Genomic DNA, 17,024 nt, shown 5'->3' with positions numbered 1-17,024 from the left:
CTGACCGGGCGGCAATTTGCCACCCCTGAGAGGTTTTTTCCGCGTTCCGTTGCCGTGCGCCGGTGATCGCCGCTAGCTTCACCTGTCGTGCAACCGCCTGTGCGCGCCCCGCGCCCCGGCGGTCCGACGGATGAGGTGGAGTACCCATGGCACGTCCCCTTGCACATCCCCGGCGCAGACGCCTGCGGGCCCTGGCCGTACCGCTCGGGCTGGCGCTGACGGCGTCGCTCGGCTTCCTCCCGGACGCGGCCGGCGCCGCGCCGCCGGCCAGTGGCCCGCTGCTGTCGTACGTCGTGAACACCACCCCCGGCCACGCCGCGGTCGGCAGGGTCGAGCAGGCGATAGGACGGGCCGGCGGCAAAGTGATCACCGCCCACGAGCGGATAGGCGTGATCGTCGTCCACTCGGCCAATCCGAAGTTCGCCGCCACCATCCGGACGGTGGCGGGCGTGCAGTCGGCGGGCGCGACCCGCACCGCGCCCCTCAAGCAGTCCGGCACCACCGACTTCGGCAAGCCGCAGCGGCTGACCAGGGCCCAGCTCGTGGCGGCGGAGCGGGTGGCGAAGGCGAAGGGCGAGGAGCCGCTGGAGCCGCTCCAGTGGGACATCCCCGCCATCAAGGCCGACCGGGCTGCCAAGGTGAACCCCGGCAGCCGCAAGGTGACCGTCGCGGTCATCGACACCGGCGTGGACGACACCCACCCGGACCTGAAACCGAACTTCTCCGCCCGGCAGTCCGCCAGCTGCGTGGGCGGGGTGCCCGACACCTCCCCCGGGGCCTGGCGGCCCTACGACCCGGTGAGCGACGCGCACGGCACGCATGTGGCGGGCACCATCGCGGCGGCCCACAACGGCATCGGCGTGACCGGTGTGGCGCCGGGCGTGAAGGTCTCCGCCATCAAGGTCAGCGAGCCGAAGACCAGCTTGTTCTACGCCGAGAGCGTGGTCTGCGCCTTCGTCTTCGCCGCCGACCACGGCGTCCAGGTCACCAACAACAGCTATTTCGTGGACCCGTGGATGTTCAACTGCAAGGACGACGCCGACCAGGCGGCCATCGTCGACGCGGTCGGCCGGGCGGCGAAGTACGCCCAGGACAAGGGCGTGGTGAACGTCGCCGCCGCGGGCAACGCCAGCGCCGACCTCGGCGCCGACAAGCTCACCGACACCGGCAGCCCCAACGACTCCACCCCCGTCACCCGCACCGTCAGCCCCAAGACCTGCTGGGCCGTGCCGACCCAGCTGCCGGGGACGGTGACCGTCGCGGCGACCGGCTCGCACGGCCTGAAGTCCGGCTACTCCAACTACGGCCTGGGGCAGATCGACGTGGCGGCACCGGGCGGCGACGCCAAGCAGGTGCCCGAACTGCCCGCCAAGAACGGCAACGTCCTCTCCACGATCCCGGGCGGCGACTGGGCGTTCTTCGCCGGGACGTCCATGGCCTCCCCGCATGTCGCGGGCGTGGCGGCGCTCCTGAAGAGCGCCCACCCGAAGGCGAGCCCGCAGGAGATCCAGTGGCTGCTCAAGGAGCAGGCCGACAACCCCGGATGCCCGGCGGGCGACGCCACCTGCACCGGCACCCGGCACGTCAACAGCCACTTCGGCTACGGCATCGTCGACGCTTTGAAGGCGGTGGAGTAATAGCGACCGTCTGGTGAGGTGACCGGCGGCCCGGTGCCGCCGGTCCGTCACACGTCGCGGCCCAGATAGGCGGCGAGCCGGTCCGCGGCGGTGGCCCCGGGCGGGGCGGGGCGCTCCGGGGCGAACGAGCCGCCCGCGGTGCGCGGCGCGGCCCCGTAGAGGCGCCGCGCCGCCGCCAGGGTCTCCTCGGCGACCTCCGGCGCCAGATCGGCCGGGGCACCGAGCGCCCGCGCCAAGTCCCAGCCGTGCGCGAGGAGTTCGATCACGACCTGCTGGACGAGCAGCGCGCCGGGCGCCTCGTGGGGGCCGAAGGTGCGGGCCGTCATCCCGCTGCTCCGGAAGACCGCGAGCGCGGTGCGCGCGGACCCCTCGAAGGCGGCGCGGGGGTCGTCGCCGAGGTGGTCGGCGCAGTGGTCGGTACGCGGCGTCCCCTCGGCTATCGAGGCGACCATCAGGCTCTCCCACACCATGTGGTCGAGCAGTTCCCGGACGGTCCATCCGGCGCACGGGGTGGGCCGCGCAAGGTCCACCGGCCGCAGACCGGCGACGAGCCCGCCGACGGCGCCGACGACCCGCTCGTACGCACACAGCACCCGCTCCGGGTCGGTGCCGGCGAAGGCGCCGCGGTCCACCTCGACGGGGGTGAGGTGGGCGCGCAGCGCGGCGGCGGTCCAGGCGCCTGCGGCGCCCCAACGGGGCGGCGCGGGGCGGCCGGTGACGGTGCACAGCAGCCGCCAGTACCGCTCGACGAGAGGTTCGGCGGCGGTCTCCAGCTGCTCCAGCAGCCGGGCCCGGGCGGCCGGACCGTCCTCGGTGGGCGGGTCGGGCACGGCCGCCTGGGTGGGGAGCCAGGCGGCGACCAGTTCGGCGACGACCGGTGCGGCGGCGGGTGAGTCCGGCGCGATGCCGTCGGTGACGGCGGCCTCGGCGCGGGTGTGCATCAGGGCGGCGACGCGCTCGGCGGCTTCGGTGTCGGCCGCAGTGTGGCTGTCGGGGGCCGCCCGGGCGCTGTAGGCGGCCAACCGGCGCCAGGCGGCGCGGAGTTCGGGGTCGCGGACCAGGGTGGCCAGTTCGATCCAGGCGGCGAGCTGTTCGGGGGTGGGGTCGTCGGGCAGGTCGGGGGTGGCGGCCAGCAGGCCGCCGCGGTAGGAGGGGGCGGGTACGCCGGTCAGGGCGTCGTCGATGGCGTCGGCGACGATCCGGCGGCGTTCCCCGGCCGTCAGGCGGGCGAGTCGGGTCATCTGTGGCAGTTCCCTGGCTGTGGTGCCCCCTGCGGCCACCGCCCGCAGGACGGCGCGCTGCGCGTGCAGCGCGGCGATCTGTGCGTCCAGCGCCGCCGCCGAGCGCTCCGCCGTGTCGGCGAGGGTGCTCTCGCGGCGCATGACGGCGCGGATCGCCGCCGTTCCGACGCCCAGGTCGCGCAGGCTGCGCACGATCTCCAGGCGGGCCGGGGCGTCCGGTCCGTAGAGGCGGTAGCCCGCGGGGGTGCGGGCGGCGGGCGGCAGCAGGTCCTGGTCCGACCAGTTCCGGATGGTTTTGACCGGGATGCCGGTCAGGCGTGACAGTGCGCCGATCGGGAGCAGTTCCGTGCCGTCCTCGTACATGCCCCCACCTTCGGGTCTCCCACGGGGGGAGACTCAAGCGGCGCCGTACGCCAGCGGCGGGCGCGGTGCCGGGGGTGCGGGGGTGTCCGGGCCGGCCGCGGCCGCCAACACCCCTACGGCGAGGGCGTATTGGGCCGCCGTGTAGGTGAGCATGATCCAGAACTGGGGGGCGGGCAGGTGCGGCCAGTGGGCGAGGCCGCCGGCGATCAGGGAGTCGGAGAGCAGGAAGAGCAGTCCACCGGCGGCGGCGCGGGGGCCGGCGCGGAGCGCGCCGAACGCCGTCGCGGTGAGCAGCAGGCTGTATCCGGCGACGGGGATCCGCAGGTCGGCGGGCAGATCGGGCCACAGCAGCAGGACGGTGGTGACGAGCGCGGCCGCGTACAGCCCGGCGATCGCGGCGGTGCGCGGCGGCCGGGAGCCGATCGGGCCGCCGTGCCGGATGAAGAGCAGCAGGTAGCAGAGGTGTCCGGCGGCGAACGACCCCATGCCGATGCGGAACGCGGCCGCGCCGCCGATCTGGAGGAAGGTGTCACCGCCGCAGCCGAACAGCAGCGCCCCGGCCAGCAGCGGCGGGCCGCCGCGGAGCAGGACGTGGGCGGCGAGCAGCGGCATCAGGGCCGGCTTGGTGAGGTGGACGGCGGTGCCGGCGAGGGACGCGGGGCCGCTGCCGGGCACGGCGGCGGCGTGCGCCAGGAGGGCGGCGAGGTGGCCGGCGGCCAGTACGGCGAAGACGGCGAGCAGGGCCCGGGCGGCGCGCGGCCGGGGCGCGAGGGGTCTCACGCGACGGACTCCCCGACGGCGGACCCGGCCGGCTCGGCGGCCGGGGCCGCGTCCCGGAGTCGGGCCGGCTGCCAGCCGGGCCCGCGGAACACCCGGCCGGCGCGCTCGCCCCAGCTCTCGGCGGCCCGGACGTCGCGGGCGATGGCGACGTACTCGTGGGTGGCGACCCGCAGCGGGTTGAAGGTTTTGATGTTCTTGGTGAGTCCGAAGACGGGCCGCTCGGTCTCGGGGACGAACGAGCCGAAGATCCGGTCCCAGACGATCAGGATCCCGCCGAAGTTGCGGTCCAGATAGCCGCCTTGGGAGGCGTGGTGGACGCGATGGTGGGAGGGGGTGTTGAAGACGAACTCGACGGGTCGGGGCAGGGTCCCGATCCGTTCGGTGTGGACCCAGAACTGGTAGACGAGGTTGGCGCCGGAGGTGAAGGCGACCACGGCCGGGTGCACGCCCAGCGCGACCATCGGCACATAGAACGGCCAGACCGTCCAGGTCGTCCAGGGTTGCCGCAGCGCGGTGGTGAGGTTGAACTTCTCGCTGGAGTGGTGGACCACGTGGCAGGCCCACAGCACGCGGATCACGTGGTGGCCGCGGTGCGACCAGTAGTAGAAGAAGTCCTGGGCGAGCAGCATCAGCGGCAGCGTCCACCACGTCACGGGGATGCGCAGCGGGGTCAGCTCGTAGAGCGCGGCGTAGATCGCCACGATCGGTATCTTCCACAGCGCGTCGAAGACCAGGCTGCCGAGACCCATGGTGACGCTGGTGGCCGCGTCCTTCGCCTCGTAGCCGGCGGCGTCGTCGTCGGGGTGCAGGCGGTAGCTCACCATCTCCACGACGGTGAGCAGGACGAAGGCGGGCACGGACCACAGCACGACATCGGGCAGGTGCGGCATGACCCGCACCATAAATGCGCCGACGGGCGTACGGCTAGGGGTTGTTACTCAGAAGTATGTAAGACCCGGTGTCAGCTTCGGGGGTGGGCGTACCGGCGGTAGCCCCGGTTCGCGACGGCCGGGCTGATGCGGCGTCGGCCCCGGGCGGGCCGCGCTGGTGCACGGGTCCCGGCCGGATGTGCCCCGGCGGTTCGGTGGCTGTCGGTGGCGGCCCGTATCCTCAGTGACCATGCTCGAAGACCGCAGCGCAGCCGCCCCCTCGATCGCGCCGAAGATCGGCCGGCAGCCGGGCCCGCAGACGCCGCCGGCCGACTGGCCGGCCGGGTATCCCCAGGGATACGCGGTGGTCGATGTGGAGACCACCGGCCTGGCCCGCGACGACCGGATCATCTCCGCCGCCGTGTACCAACTCGACGCCCAGGGCGAGTTCCAGGACTCCTGGTACACCCTCGTCAACCCGCAGCGCGATCCCGGCCCCGTCTGGATCCACGGTCTGACGAGCGAGGTGCTGGCCGGCGCGCCGCTCTTCCCCGAGATCGTGCCGGAGCTCTCCGCGCGGCTGGCCGACCGGGTGCTGGTCGCGCACAACGCCATGTTCGACTGGTCGATGCTGGCCCGCGAGTACGCCCGCGCCTCCGCGGTCGCCCCGGTGCGCCAGCGGCTGTGCACCATCGCGCTCTCCAAGGAGCTGGGCCTGCCGCTGCCCAACCACAAGCTGGAGTCCCTCGCCGCGCACTTCGGCGTCGTCCAGCAACGCGCCCACCACGCCCTGGACGACGCCCGGGTGCTGGCCGAGGCGTTCCGCCCCAGCCTGCGCCGGGCCGCGCAGAGCGACGTCCGGCTGCCGCTGCTGACCTGCCAGCCGCTGACGGAGTGGTCGGACGCCCCCGCGCCCGGCCCGCGCGTCACCGGCTCCGCGTACCGCCCCGCGTCCTGGCGGCCGGCCCGCAAGCGCCCGGCCTGCCCGTACCCGAACCCGGGGCGCTACGAGCCCGGCGGCCCGCTGGTCCAGGGCATGCGGGTCGCGTTCTCCGGCGACACCTCCGTCGACCGCGAGCTGCTGGAGGACCGGGCGATCGAGGCCGGACTGCACGTGGCGACGAGCATGTCCCGGCTGACGAGCCTGCTGGTGACCAACGACCCGGACGCCCGCACGTCCAAGACGGTCAAGGCCGCCTCGTTCGGCACCGCCGTCATCGACGAGGCGGCGTTCATGCAGCTTCTTCAGGACGTCCGGCCGGCGGCACCGTCGTCCGGGTGAAGCCCGGCCAACACACCCGCCGGCACCTCGCCCGCCGGCGCCCCCGCCCGCACGCTGTGGCGCATGGCACGTTGTGAGGTTTGCGGAAACGACTACGGCATGACGTTCGAGGTGCACGCGCAGGGCGCGGTGCACGTCTTCGACTGCTTCGCCTGCGCCATCCACCGCATGGCGCCGATCTGCGAGCACTGCCGGGTGCAGATCATCGGGCAGGGCGTGGAGGCGGACGGGCAGTGGTACTGCGGTGCGCACTGCGCCCGCTCGGCGGGGCGGGTGGGCATCGTCGACCGGGTCTGACGACGCTCCCGGCCGCGGCGTCCGGCGTGCCCCGCGGCCCCGGCGGGCCCTGCGCGCGCCGCCGCCGGGGGACCCGCGGGCCGGGCGCCGGGGGCCGCGCGATACCGTCGCTGCCGTGTACCGCTTCCTGTTGTCCCGGCAGTGGGTGATCCTCACCCTCGTGGGCCTCGTCCTGATCCCGGTCATGATCAAGCTGGGGTTCTGGCAGTTCCACCGCCATCAGCACAGGGTGGCGCAGAACGCGCAGATCGCGCACAACCTCGCCGCCACCCCGGTCCCGGTGACCGACCTGACCGCGGTCGGCCGGACCCTGCCGCACGGCGAGATGTGGCGCCGGGTCACCGCCACCGGAAGCTACGACACCGCGCACGAGGTCGTCGTCCGCCAGCGCACCGCCGCCGACGAGCAGAAGATCGGCTACTACGTCCTGACGCCGCTGGTGCTCGGCAACGGCCAGGCGGTGGTGGTCAACCGCGGCTGGATCCCGACCGGCGACGACCTCACCAAGTTCCCGCACGTGCCGGCCGCCCCCAAGGGCACGGTCACGGTCACCGGCCGGATGATGGCCGACGAGACCACCGCGGCCAGCGGGATCAAGGACACCAGGGGCCTGCCGCCCCGCCAGGTCATGCTGATCAACAGCCGGCAGCAGGCGAAGCTCAGCGGCCACCCGATGCTCGGCGGCTACATCGAGCAGACCGCGCCCAAGGCGGACTCCCCGGAGCAGGTGCCCGAGCCGGACCACGACTCCATCGGGCCGCACATGGCGTACGCGGTCCAGTGGTGGCTGTTCGCGGCGGCGGTGCCGGTGGGCTGGGTCGTGCTGGTCCGCCGGGAGCGCCGCGACCGGCTGGCCGCCGCGGCCGAGGAAGCCGGGCAGGGCGAGCCGGCCGAGCAGGACGAGGGTGACGAGGACGGCGAGGGCGGCGAGAAGGACGCCGGGCCGGCGGAGCGCGGCGGCGCCGGGGCCGTAGCCCGGACGGCGGTCGCCCCCGAGTAACGCACCCGCCGCGCGGGAAAGGCCGCGGAGTGTACCCACGCATCGAGGACTACGCGCTCATCGGCGACCTCCAGAGCGCCGCGCTCGTCGGCCGGGACGGCTCCATCGACTGGCTGTGCCTGCCCCGCTTCGACTCCCCCGCCTGCTTCGCCGCCCTCGTCGGCGGCAAGGACAACGGCCACTGGACCCTGGCGCCGCGCTCCGACGAGGCCCGCGCCGAACGCGCCTACCGCGGGGACTCGCTGATCCTCGACACCGTCTGGGAGACCCCCGAGGGCAGCGTCCGGGTCACGGACTTCATGCCGCAGCGCGACCGGATGCCCGACGTCGTCCGGGTCGTGGAAGGGCTGCGCGGCCGGGTCGAGATGCGCGGGGTACTGCGGCTGCGGTTCGACTACGGGCGGGTGGTGCCATGGGTGCGCGCCACCGAGGGCTGCCGGGTGGCGGTCGCAGGACCGGACTCGGTCTGGCTGCGCACCCCGGCCCAGGGCAGCACCTACGGCAAGGACTTCAGCACCCGCTCGGACTTCGCCGTCGCCGCCGGCGAGCGCGCCGCGTTCGTGCTGACCTGGCACCCCTCGCACGAGCCCCGCCCCGACCAGATCGACCCGTTCGAGGCGCTGGCGGAGACCACCGACGACTGGCACGCCTGGTCCGCGCGGTGCCGCTACGACGGCCCGTACCGCGCCGCGGTGATCCGCTCCCTGATCACCCTCAAGGCGCTCACCTACGCACCCACCGGCGGGATCGTCGCCGCCCCCACCACCTCGCTGCCCGAGGAGCCGCGCGGGGTCCGCAACTGGGACTACCGCTACTGCTGGCTGCGGGACGCCAGCCTGACCCTGAACTCCCTGCTCTGTGCCGGGTATCTCGACGAGGCCGGCGCCTGGCGGGACTGGCTGCTGCGCGCGGTGGCCGGCGCCCCCGACGACCTGCAGATCATGTACGGGCTGGCCGGGGAGCGGCGGCTGCCGGAGTTCGAGGTGCCGTGGCTGTCCGGGTACCAGGACTCGCTGCCGGTGCGGATCGGCAACGCCGCCGTCGAGCAGCGCCAACTCGACGTCTACGGCGAGGTGATCGAGACGTTCCATGTCGCGCGCACCGCGGGGCTGCCGGCCGAGCCGCACGCCTGGAGCATCCAGCGGGCGCTGATGGACTACCTGGAGTCCGCCTGGCGCGACCCCGACGAGGGCATCTGGGAGGTGCGCGGCCCGCGCCGGCACTTCGTGCACTCCAAGGTCATGGCCTGGGTCGCGGCCGACCGCGCGGTACGGGCGCTGGAGCGGCACCCCAGGTTCAGCGGGGACGTGGACCGCTGGCGGGCGATGCGCGACGAGGTGCACCGGGAGGTCTGCGCGCGCGGCTACGACGCCGAGCGGGGCACCTTCACCCAGTCCTACGGCTCCGCGGAACTGGACGCCGCGACGCTGCTGATCCCGCGGGTCGGCTTCCTGCCGGGGGACGATCCGCGGGTGGTCTCCACCGTCGACACGGTGCGCCGCGAGCTGTCGCACGACGGTCTGGTGCGCCGCTACAGCACCCAGGGGCGGTCGGTGGACGGGCTGCCGGGCGGCGAGGGCACGTTCCTGGTCTGCTCGTTCTGGCTGGCGGACGCGCTGCTGCTGACCGGGCGCCGGGCGGCGGCCCGGAAGCTGTTCGAGCGGCTGCTGACGCTGCGGAACGACGTGGGGCTGCTCGCGGAGGAGTACGACCCGGCCACCGGGCGCCAACTGGGCAACTTCCCGCAGGCGTTCAGCCATGTCGGCCTGGTGGGGACCGCCTTCGCGTTGCGGGACGGGGCGGGGGCAGACTAGAGCCATGGATCTTGGACTCACCGACCGGACGTATCTCGTCACCGGCGCCACCCGCGGCCTGGGCTTCGCCACCGCCCGCGAACTCGTCGCCGACGGCGCCAACGTGGTGCTCACCGGCCGCACCGAGGAGGCCGCGGCCAAGGCGGCCGCCACCCTGGGCGAGCGGGCCCTGGGCGTGGCCGCCGACAACGCCGACGCCGGGGCCCCGGCCCGTCTGGTGGCGGCCGCCCGGGAGCGCTTCGGCCGCTTCGACGGCGTCCTGATCAGCGTGGGCGGCCCGCCACCCGGCGGCGCCGCCGACACCACCGACGACCAGTGGCGGGCGGGCTTCGAGACGGTCTTCCTCGGCGCGGTGCGGTTCGCCCGCACGGCCGCCGCGGAGCTGGGCGAGGGCGGCGTCATCGGCTTCGTGCTCTCCGGCTCGGTGTACGAACCGATCGCCGGGCTCACCGTCTCCAACGGGCTGCGTCCGGGCCTGGCCGGCTTCGCCAAGTCCCTGGCCGACGAGGTGGGGCCGCGCGGCATCCGCGTCGTCGGCGTCCTCCCCGGCCGGATCGCCACCGACCGGATGACCCAGCTCGACGAGCTCTCCGGCGACCCCGAGGGTTCCCGCGCCCGCAACTCCGCCACCATCCCGCTGCGCCGCTACGGCGACCCCGCGGAGTTCGGCCGCACCGCCGCCTTCCTCCTCTCCCCCGCCGCGTCCTATCTGACGGGCGTGATGGTCCCGGTGGACGGCGGCGCCCGGCGCGGCTTCTGAGACCGACGGGGCGGGAGGGGCCACGGGCCCGTCCCGCCCCGGCCATCGGCGCCAAGACGTCTTCGACGGGGGAAAGGCGGAAAGGTCGCGGCGTCCGGTGGTGGAGGGCACCACGGAGCTCTCGGGACGCCCCGGCAACGCGGTGTGGGGCAACTCCCGGCGCCGGCCGGGGACATGCCGTACCAGGCGCCGCGACCCTGGCCGTGCCCCGTCGGACTAACTGACCCGTTCCGGCCGGTGGCGGACCGCCCGTAGGCGGACCTCGGTCGGCAGGCGGTCCAGGCCGGCCGAGGTGCGGGCGTCGGCCAGTGCCCGGGCGGAGAGCCGCAGTACCACGGTCCCGGGGTCGGCGTGCGGGGCGAGGACGAGCAGGGCGCGCACCCGCGGTGCGGTGCGGCGGCCGGTCAGCACGGTGGCCGCCCGGTCGACGCCGTCCACCGCCGCCGCCTCGGCCGCCAGGACGGCCTCCAGCGCCCGGCCCCGTACTGTCGCGCCCTCCCCGTCGCCGCTGTCGACCAGCACCGTGCCGAGCCGGCGTCGTCGCAGCTGCGCCAGCAGCCACCACAGCAGCAACAGCACCAGGACGGCCAGCCCGGCGATGACCGCCGGCCACCACCAGCCGCGGTCCGTGAAGCGGGTGCGGTCCGCCGCCGGGAGCAGGACGTCGTCCGGGCGGACCCACGGCCAGCCGGACGGCAGGTCGAGGTGCAGGCGGGCGGGCAGGTCGAGGCCGCCCAGCAGGACCAGCCCGCCGGCGCCGAGCAGGAGCACGCCGACCAGCCCGAGCAGCACCCGGTTGACGCTCGCGCGGACGGTGCGCATCGCGCGCTCACCTCCCTTTCGGGCGCCGGACGTCGACGGTCAGCCGCAGCCGGCGGGTCAGGCCGAGCCGGCGCAGGCCGTCGCCGAGCACCGTGGTGAGGTCGCCGCGGACCGCCTCCAGCTCACGGAAGTGCGCCACGGCCCGCGCCCGCGCCCGGCGCCGGCCGACGGTCAGCCGTACGGCCTGTACGCCGGCGACCTCCATGGCCCGGTCGCGCAGCACCAGCGCGGCGGCCGACCGGTCGAGGCCGGCGCGGACGCCGGGGGCGGTGCGCCGCATCGGCAGCACGGCCCGCAGCCCCGGGGTGGCGGCCAGGGCTAGCAGCCAGATCCCGAGGACCAGCGCGGCGGCCGCGGCGCCCAGCACCCAGGGGTCGTCGAGGTGCCGGACCGCGAGTTCGTGCGCCAGCCGCCGGCGCCAGGCCATCGCGGTGCGGCCGGCCCGTACGGCGGCGACGTCGTAGAGCAGCAGTCCGCCGGCGCCGAGCAGCACCAGGGCGACCAGCGCCGCGGGCACCCGGCGGGCCGACCAGAAGCGCCGGCCGGGCCCGCCGGCGACCGGGCCGGGCTCCCCGGCGTTCCCCGGCCCCGGCGCCGGCCCGCTCACCGCAGCCGCTCCCGGGCCCGGTCCGTCAGCAGCGGCGAGTTCAGCCGCTCCACCTGCACGGCCACCTCGGTGACCGTCATCTCCGTCAACGCCCTTACGCGCTCGGTAACTTGACGGCGCACCAGACGGCACTGGGCGCCAATGGGGGCGGGGTAGGCGAGTTCCACGGCGATCCGCAGCCGGGCCTCGCCGAACGGCGGGCGGATGTCGCGGCGGGTCACCGTCACCGTGGCATGGGCGTCGGTGGGGGCGCCGGGGGCCGCCTCGCGCAGCGCCTCGCGGGCCGCCCGCGCGGCGATCCTGGCGACCACCCGGTCGGCGATCCTGGTGGCGCCGCGCTCACCGGCCGGTACGTCGGTGGCAGCGGCGGGCGGGGCCGCCCGGTAGACGGCTGCCATCCGCGTTCACCGCCGCCGGTCGTCGCGGTCGCCGGTCCGGGCGCGGAAGAACTCCCCGGCCGCCAGGTCCCCGTCGAGGAACCTGCCGGCCATGAACCCGACGGCGCCCAGCGCCGCCACCAGGACGAAGGCCCCGAACCCGCCGAAGTAGCCGGCGAAGCCCAGCGCCATCCCGGCCACGAGACCGATCACGGTCATGCTCATCGTGCGCTCCTTCGCTACGGCTCCGGCCGGGCCCGGTCACTGGAGCCGGGGTTCCGCCGCCTCGGCCGGGCCGGGCCCGTAGTCGCCGTCCGCCTCGTCCGGCAGCTTCACATCACTCACCGCGATGTTGACCTCGACGACCTCCAGACCGGTCATCCGCTCCACGGCGGCGATCACGTTCTCCCGGACGGCCCGGGCCACGTCCGCGATGGCGACCCCGTAGTCGACCACGATCTCCAGGTCCAGCGCGGTCTGCACCTCGCCGACCTCGGCCTTCACCCCGCGCGTGGGGGCGGCCGACCGTCCGCCGCCGGGCACCCGGTCGCGCACCGCACCGAGCGTACGGGCGAACCCGCTGCCCATCGCGTGGACACCCACCACATCGCGGGCGGCGAGCCCGGCGATCTTCTCGACGACGCCGTCGGCGATGGTGGTGCGGCCGCGGGTGCCGGGGTCGCCGCCGCCCCGTTTCACCGGCGGCCTCGCCGCGTCCGCGCCCAGCTGGCTCTCGGTCATCGCCGCGCGTCCCTTCTGGGGATATGCACCTTTCACGCCATTCGTTCCGCTCCCCACAGTAGAGGCGGACGGCGGGGTACGCCCCGGGGAGTGCGGCAGCGGAGTGCCGCGGCCTGCCGCGGCGGGCGGGCTGGGGCAGGCTGGGGAGGTGCTCCGGGAAAGAGGTGACGCGGTGGCCGCGAACGGCTTGGCACACACCGTGCGGGAACAGCTCGGCATCGGCCGGATCCTGCCGCTGGGCGGCCCGGCGGACGGGGCCTGGATCACCGAACGCGCGGCCCGCGCGGCCCTGCTGCGGGCACCCGGCACCCCGCCCGGCGTACGCCTGGACGCCCTGCGGCTCTCCCTCGCCGCCCCCGGCGACGCCCCTGCGCCGACCGTGCCGGCGCCGCCCAGCGCCCTGCCGCCGGGCCCGCTGCGCATCGCCGCGGACCTGGCCGCACCGCCCGGCCGCCCACTGCCGGCGCTCGCCGCGCAGCTGCGGACGGCCCTGCTGGCCGCCGCGGAGGACGGCCTGGGGCTGCGGGTGAGCGCGGTGGACCTCCGGATCGGCGAACTGCTGGACGACCCTGCCGAGGCCGGCCCCGGGGACGGCGACCGGGCCGCCGGCCGGGCCCCGTCACCCGCCGCCGCGGAACCGGGCGGTGCCGCGGCGGACCCCGCGGACCTCGTCGCCCGGGTGCTCGCCGTCCCCGGGGTGGCCCGGCTCGCCCCGGCCCTGGCCGGCCGCTCCCGCCCGGTGGCCCGCACCGGCGGCCATGTCCTCGTCCAGCTGGCGACCGCCGCCGGCCACCGCCCCGTGGACGTGGCCCGCGCCGTCCGCCGGGCGGTCACCGGTCCGCCGCCGGCACCGCGGTCGGCCGCGGTACTGGTCACGGCGGTGGCGGACGGCTGAAGACCGGCGCCGCGGGCGGGCGTTCAGTCCCCGACGCCGGCCAGGTCCCGCAGCCGCCGTGCCTGGGCGGCACGCTCGGCGCGGCGCTGCTCCTCGTACGTCCGGTCCGCGGCGCCGGCCAGCAGGGCCTTGGTCTCGATGACGGCGTCCCGGGGCGCGGCGGTGAGCGCGGCGGCCAGGTCGGCCGCCGCGGCGTCCAGTTCGCCGCCGGGCACGACGAGGTTGACCAGGCCGATCCGCTCGGCCTCCGCGGCGTGCACGAAGCGCCCGGTGGCGCAGATCTCCAGCGCCCGGGCGTAGCCGACGAGTCCGATCAGGGGGTGGGTGCCGGTCAGGTCCGGGACCAGGCCCAGACTGGTCTCGCGCATGGCGAACTGCGCGTCGTCGGCGGCGACCCGCAGGTCACAGGCGAGCGCGAGCTGGAAGCCGGCGCCGATGGCGTGCCCCTGGACGGCGGCGATGGACACCAGGTCGTGCCGCCGCCACCAGGTGAACGCCTCCTGGTACTCGGCGATCGTGGCGTCCAGCGCTTCGTCCGTACCGCGCGCCAGATCGAGGAACGACGGCTCGCCGTCGAACCCTTCGGGCGTGAACGCCTGCCGGTCGAGCCCCGCGGAGAAGGACCTGCCCTCTCCGCGGAGCACCACGATCCGTACGTTTCCCGGCAGCAGCGAGCCCGCCTCGGCCAGTGCCCGCCACATGGCGGGGCTCTGTGCGTTGCGCTTGGCCGCGTTGGCGAGGGTCACCGTGGCGATCGCGTCGTCCACGGTGAGCCGCACACCGTGCTTGTCGAGCAGAGTCATGAGGGCGCCTCCGAGTCAGCCACCGCACCTGCGTGCGTAAGTGACTGAACGGTAACCTCCCGGCCGACTGCTCGGACGGCCGGGGGCACCGCCTTTACCCGGAGCCGCGGCCGTCAGACCGAGGCGGCCTTCTTGCCCCTCGTGGCTCCGCCGCGGCCGCGCAGGACCACGCCGGATTCGCTGAGCATCCGGTGCACGAATCCGTAGGAGCGACCGGTTTCCTCGGCCAGCGCCCGGATGCTCGCTCCGGCGTCGTACTTCTTCTTCAGGTCTGCCGCGAGCTTCTCGCGCGCGGCGCCGGTCACCCGGCTGCCCTTCTTCAGAGTCTCGGCCACCCGTGCCTCCTCGTGGGAAGTGCGCTCTGGACTCTCATGATCACCCCTCCCCGGCTTCCTGGCCACCCATTCCGCAAAGGTCTGTGCGACATCCTTCGCCGCCCCGCGGGCGCCCGGAGCGGTCGGAACTCCTTCTTCCGCGCGCCCTGCGACGCCGACGCACGCCCCGGTGGGCGAGAAGTGCCAGGTCAGGTGGTCTGTCGCCGAAACGGCGACGGCCGGGCCGAGAGGGCCCGGCCCCTTGCCGCAGGCTCGCCGGTGTACGAGCCGTTCTCACTCAGATGATGGATCACCCATGGGCCGAATGATCCAGCGGGCGTGATCCAACCGGTGGCGGCGGTACGGCGGTGATCAGGCCAGTGCGACCAGGTCCGCGTAGTCCTGGCCCCACAGGTCCTCGACGCCGTCGGGCAGCAGGATGATCCGCTCCGGCGCCAGCGCGTCCACCGCGCCCTCGTCGTGCGTCACCAGGACCACCGCGCCGGTGAAGGTGCGCAGCGCGCCGAGGATCTCCTCGCGGCTGGCCGGGTCGAGGTTGTTGGTGGGCTCGTCGAGCAGCAGGACGTTGGCGGAGGAGACGACCAGCGTCGCCAGCGCGAGACGGGTCTTCTCGCCGCCGGAGAGCACACCGGCGGGCTTGTCGACGTCGTCGCCGGAGAAGAGGAAGGAACCGAGCACCTTGCGGACCTCGACGAGGTCCATGTCGGGCGCGGCGGAGCGCATGTTCTCCAGGACCGTGCGGTCCGGGTCCAGGGTCTCGTGCTCCTGGGCGTAGTAGCCGAGCTTCAGGCCGTGGCCGGGGCGGACCTCGCCGGTGTCGGGCGTCTCGACGCCCGCCAGCAGCCGCAGCAGGGTGGTCTTGCCGGCGCCGTTGAGGCCCAGGATGACGACCCGGGAGCCCTTGTCGATGGCGAGGTCGACGTCGGTGAAGATCTCCAGGGAGCCGTAGGACTTGGAGAGGCCCTCGGCGGTGAGCGGGGTCTTGCCGCACGGCGCGGGGTCCGGGAAGCGCAGCTTGGCGACCTTGTCGGAGACGCGCACCGCCTCCAGGCCGGCGAGCAGCTTGTCGGCGCGCTTGGCCATGTTCTGGGCGGCGACGGTCTTGGTGGCCTTGGCCCGCATCTTGTCGGCCTGGGAGTTGAGCGCCGCGGCCTTCTTCTCGGCGTTGGCCCGCTCGCGCTTGCGGCGCTTCTCGTCGGCCTCGCGCTGCTGCTGGTAGAGCTTCCAGCCCATGTTGTAGATGTCGATCTGGGCGCGGTTGGCGTCCAGATAGAAGACCTTGTTCACGACCGTCTCGACGAGGTCGACGTCATGGGAGATGACGATGAAGCCGCCGCGGTAGGTCTTGAGGTAGTCGCGCAGCCAGGCGATGGAGTCGGCGTCGAGGTGGTTGGTGGGCTCGTCGAGCAGCAGGATGTCGGAGTCCGAGAAGAGGATCCGGGCCAGCTCGACGCGGCGCCGCTGGCCGCCGGAGAGGGTGTGCAGGGGCTGGCCGAGGATACGGTCGGGCAGGCCCAGGCTGGCGGCGATGGTCGCGGCCTCGGCCTCGGCGGCGTACCCGCCCTTGGTGAGGAACTCGGTCTCCAGCCGCTCGTACTTCTTCATGGCCTTCTCGCGGGTGGCGCCCTTGCCGTTCGCCATCCGGTCCTCGTTCTCGCGCATCCTGCGCAGCACGGTGTCCAGGCCGCGGGCGGAGAGGATGCGGTCGCGGGCCAGCACGTCGAGGTCGCCGGTGCGCGGGTCCTGCGGGAGGTAGCCGACCTCGCCGGAGCGGGCGACCGAGCCGCCGGCCGGGATGCCCTGGCCGGCCAGGACCTTGGTGAGGGTGGTCTTGCCGGCGCCGTTGCGGCCCACCAGGCCGATGCGGTCGCCCTTGGCGATGCGGAACGAGGCGGACTCGATGAGGACGCGGGCGCCGGCACGCAGCTCAAGGCCGGAAGCGGTGATCACGGGGAAAACTCCAGGGCAGGAAGACGGCGGGTTGGACGGACGGTCCGAGAGCGGTCTGCGCCGTCTAATGAACCCAGAGGAGAACTGCCATGCAGGCAGTCTAACGGGCCGGTGCAAGTCGTTTTCCGGCGTTGTCAGACCCCGCTGCGAGACTGTGAGCCAGGACACAGGAGTTCGGGCGGCGGGGTGTCGTCCGGTGCGCGACAGGCAGGGTGATCAGCGTGGCGGGCACGCCGGCGATGTTCCCGGGTTCCCGGGTTCCCGACGCTGCGCGGTACGGCGGGGAGGACGGCACGGTGCCGCATGCCGAACTCGCCTACGGGGACGGGGTGGTGAGGGTCGGCTCGAAGGGCCGCGGCGTACGACTTCCGGGACTGCCTCGCCCGGGACGCCGAGGGCGACGTCCGGAGCTTCGGCACCTGCCGGCCGGGCGGGGCGGGGGCATGGCCCG

General features: G+C 74.6%; 18 protein-coding genes. 7 read left to right on the top strand and 11 right to left on the bottom strand.

The genetic code is table 11. The annotated features are described in order from the left end of the window. Positions 1-146: 146 nt before the first annotated feature. The gene (locus ACRAS8_RS27350; protein ID WP_438488657.1) at positions 147-1,637 is read left to right on the top strand and encodes a S8 family serine peptidase; all 1,491 of its coding nucleotides are present in this window, start codon (positions 147-149) and stop codon (positions 1,635-1,637) included. Between the two features lie 47 nt (positions 1,638-1,684). Here ACRAS8_RS27350 and ACRAS8_RS27345 read toward each other — a convergent pair whose 3' ends face one another. Genes ACRAS8_RS27345 through ACRAS8_RS27335 form a run of 3 tightly spaced genes read right to left on the bottom strand, consistent with a single transcriptional unit; the run spans position 1,685 to position 4,911 of the window. Then, positions 1,685-3,241: a TIGR03086 family metal-binding protein gene (locus ACRAS8_RS27345; RefSeq protein ID WP_438488656.1), complete on the bottom strand. Its 1,557-nt coding sequence runs from the start codon at positions 3,239-3,241 to the stop codon at positions 1,685-1,687. A 33-nt stretch (positions 3,242-3,274) separates the two neighbouring features. Next, positions 3,275-4,021: a lysoplasmalogenase gene (locus tag ACRAS8_RS27340; protein WP_438488655.1), complete on the bottom strand. Its 747-nt coding sequence runs from the start codon at positions 4,019-4,021 to the stop codon at positions 3,275-3,277. After that, positions 4,018-4,911 (bottom strand): sterol desaturase family protein, encoded by an 894-nt coding sequence (locus ACRAS8_RS27335; RefSeq protein ID WP_438488654.1) that lies wholly within the window; start codon positions 4,909-4,911, stop codon positions 4,018-4,020. The genes ACRAS8_RS27340 and ACRAS8_RS27335 overlap by 4 nt, the downstream gene beginning before the upstream one ends. 229 nt (positions 4,912-5,140) lie before the next feature. On the opposite strand from ACRAS8_RS27335, the gene ACRAS8_RS27330 reads away from it, so the two are divergent. The 5 genes from ACRAS8_RS27330 (at position 5,141) to ACRAS8_RS27310 (ending at position 10,043) form a co-directional block, all read left to right on the top strand. Beyond that, positions 5,141-6,172 carry a DEDDh family exonuclease gene (locus ACRAS8_RS27330; RefSeq protein ID WP_438488653.1) on the top strand — a complete coding sequence of 344 codons (1,032 nt, stop codon included), beginning with the start codon at positions 5,141-5,143 and terminating at the stop codon, positions 6,170-6,172. Between the two features lie 63 nt (positions 6,173-6,235). Further along, positions 6,236-6,469 (top strand): hypothetical protein, encoded by a 234-nt coding sequence (locus ACRAS8_RS27325; RefSeq protein ID WP_026247770.1) that lies wholly within the window; start codon positions 6,236-6,238, stop codon positions 6,467-6,469. A gap of 115 nt (positions 6,470-6,584) precedes the next feature. Continuing rightward, on the top strand, positions 6,585-7,469 hold the full coding sequence (locus ACRAS8_RS27320; RefSeq protein WP_438488652.1) for an SURF1 family cytochrome oxidase biogenesis protein: 885 nt from the start codon (positions 6,585-6,587) through the stop codon (positions 7,467-7,469). A gap of 29 nt (positions 7,470-7,498) precedes the next feature. After that, entirely contained in the window at positions 7,499-9,283 is a 1,785-nt protein-coding gene (locus ACRAS8_RS27315; RefSeq protein ID WP_438488651.1) for a glycoside hydrolase family 15 protein, read from the top strand. A gap of 4 nt (positions 9,284-9,287) precedes the next feature. Next, positions 9,288-10,043: an SDR family oxidoreductase gene (locus ACRAS8_RS27310; RefSeq protein ID WP_438488650.1), complete on the top strand. Its 756-nt coding sequence runs from the start codon at positions 9,288-9,290 to the stop codon at positions 10,041-10,043. A gap of 216 nt (positions 10,044-10,259) precedes the next feature. Here ACRAS8_RS27310 and amaP read toward each other — a convergent pair whose 3' ends face one another. The 5 genes from amaP to ACRAS8_RS27285 are packed head-to-tail and all read right to left on the bottom strand — an operon-like array spanning position 10,260 to position 12,590. After that, on the bottom strand, positions 10,260-10,865 hold the full coding sequence (gene amaP / locus ACRAS8_RS27305; protein WP_438488649.1) for an alkaline shock response membrane anchor protein AmaP: 606 nt from the start codon (positions 10,863-10,865) through the stop codon (positions 10,260-10,262). Positions 10,866-10,872: 7 nt separating this feature from the next. Beyond that, positions 10,873-11,472, bottom strand: a complete 600-nt coding sequence (locus ACRAS8_RS27300; RefSeq protein ID WP_438488648.1) for a DUF6286 domain-containing protein — start codon at positions 11,470-11,472, stop codon at positions 10,873-10,875. Further along, positions 11,469-11,870 (bottom strand): hypothetical protein, encoded by a 402-nt coding sequence (locus tag ACRAS8_RS27295; RefSeq protein ID WP_438488647.1) that lies wholly within the window; start codon positions 11,868-11,870, stop codon positions 11,469-11,471. Before ACRAS8_RS27295 ends, ACRAS8_RS27300 begins: the two co-directional genes overlap by 4 nt. A 6-nt stretch (positions 11,871-11,876) precedes the next feature. Next, the gene (locus ACRAS8_RS27290) at positions 11,877-12,074 is read right to left on the bottom strand and encodes a hypothetical protein (RefSeq protein ID WP_438488646.1); all 198 of its coding nucleotides are present in this window, start codon (positions 12,072-12,074) and stop codon (positions 11,877-11,879) included. A 36-nt stretch (positions 12,075-12,110) separates the two neighbouring features. Then, positions 12,111-12,590: an Asp23/Gls24 family envelope stress response protein gene (locus ACRAS8_RS27285; protein ID WP_438488645.1), complete on the bottom strand. Its 480-nt coding sequence runs from the start codon at positions 12,588-12,590 to the stop codon at positions 12,111-12,113. Positions 12,591-12,762: 172 nt separating this feature from the next. Here ACRAS8_RS27285 and ACRAS8_RS27280 point away from each other — a divergent pair, with 172 nt between their 5' ends. Beyond that, positions 12,763-13,485 (top strand): hypothetical protein, encoded by a 723-nt coding sequence (locus ACRAS8_RS27280; protein ID WP_438488644.1) that lies wholly within the window; start codon positions 12,763-12,765, stop codon positions 13,483-13,485. Positions 13,486-13,508: 23 nt separating this feature from the next. Here ACRAS8_RS27280 and ACRAS8_RS27275 read toward each other — a convergent pair whose 3' ends face one another. The 3 genes from ACRAS8_RS27275 to ACRAS8_RS27265 form a co-directional block, all read right to left on the bottom strand. Further along, entirely contained in the window at positions 13,509-14,288 is a 780-nt protein-coding gene (locus ACRAS8_RS27275) for an enoyl-CoA hydratase/isomerase family protein (protein WP_438488643.1), read from the bottom strand. 113 nt (positions 14,289-14,401) lie between these two features. Then, the gene (locus ACRAS8_RS27270) at positions 14,402-14,623 is read right to left on the bottom strand and encodes a helix-turn-helix domain-containing protein (protein WP_043263790.1); all 222 of its coding nucleotides are present in this window, start codon (positions 14,621-14,623) and stop codon (positions 14,402-14,404) included. A 351-nt stretch (positions 14,624-14,974) separates the two neighbouring features. Then, on the bottom strand, positions 14,975-16,573 hold the full coding sequence (locus tag ACRAS8_RS27265) for an ABC-F family ATP-binding cassette domain-containing protein (protein ID WP_438488642.1): 1,599 nt from the start codon (positions 16,571-16,573) through the stop codon (positions 14,975-14,977). Positions 16,574-17,024 lie beyond the last annotated feature (451 nt).

The sequence above is a fragment of the Streptomyces sp. S186 genome (genome assembly GCF_051603415.1).
In the GTDB taxonomy this organism is placed as follows: Bacteria; Actinomycetota; Actinomycetes; order Streptomycetales; family Streptomycetaceae; genus Streptomyces.
Note: the sequence above shows the minus strand (reverse complement) of the source record. Positions and strands in the feature narration are given on the sequence as shown.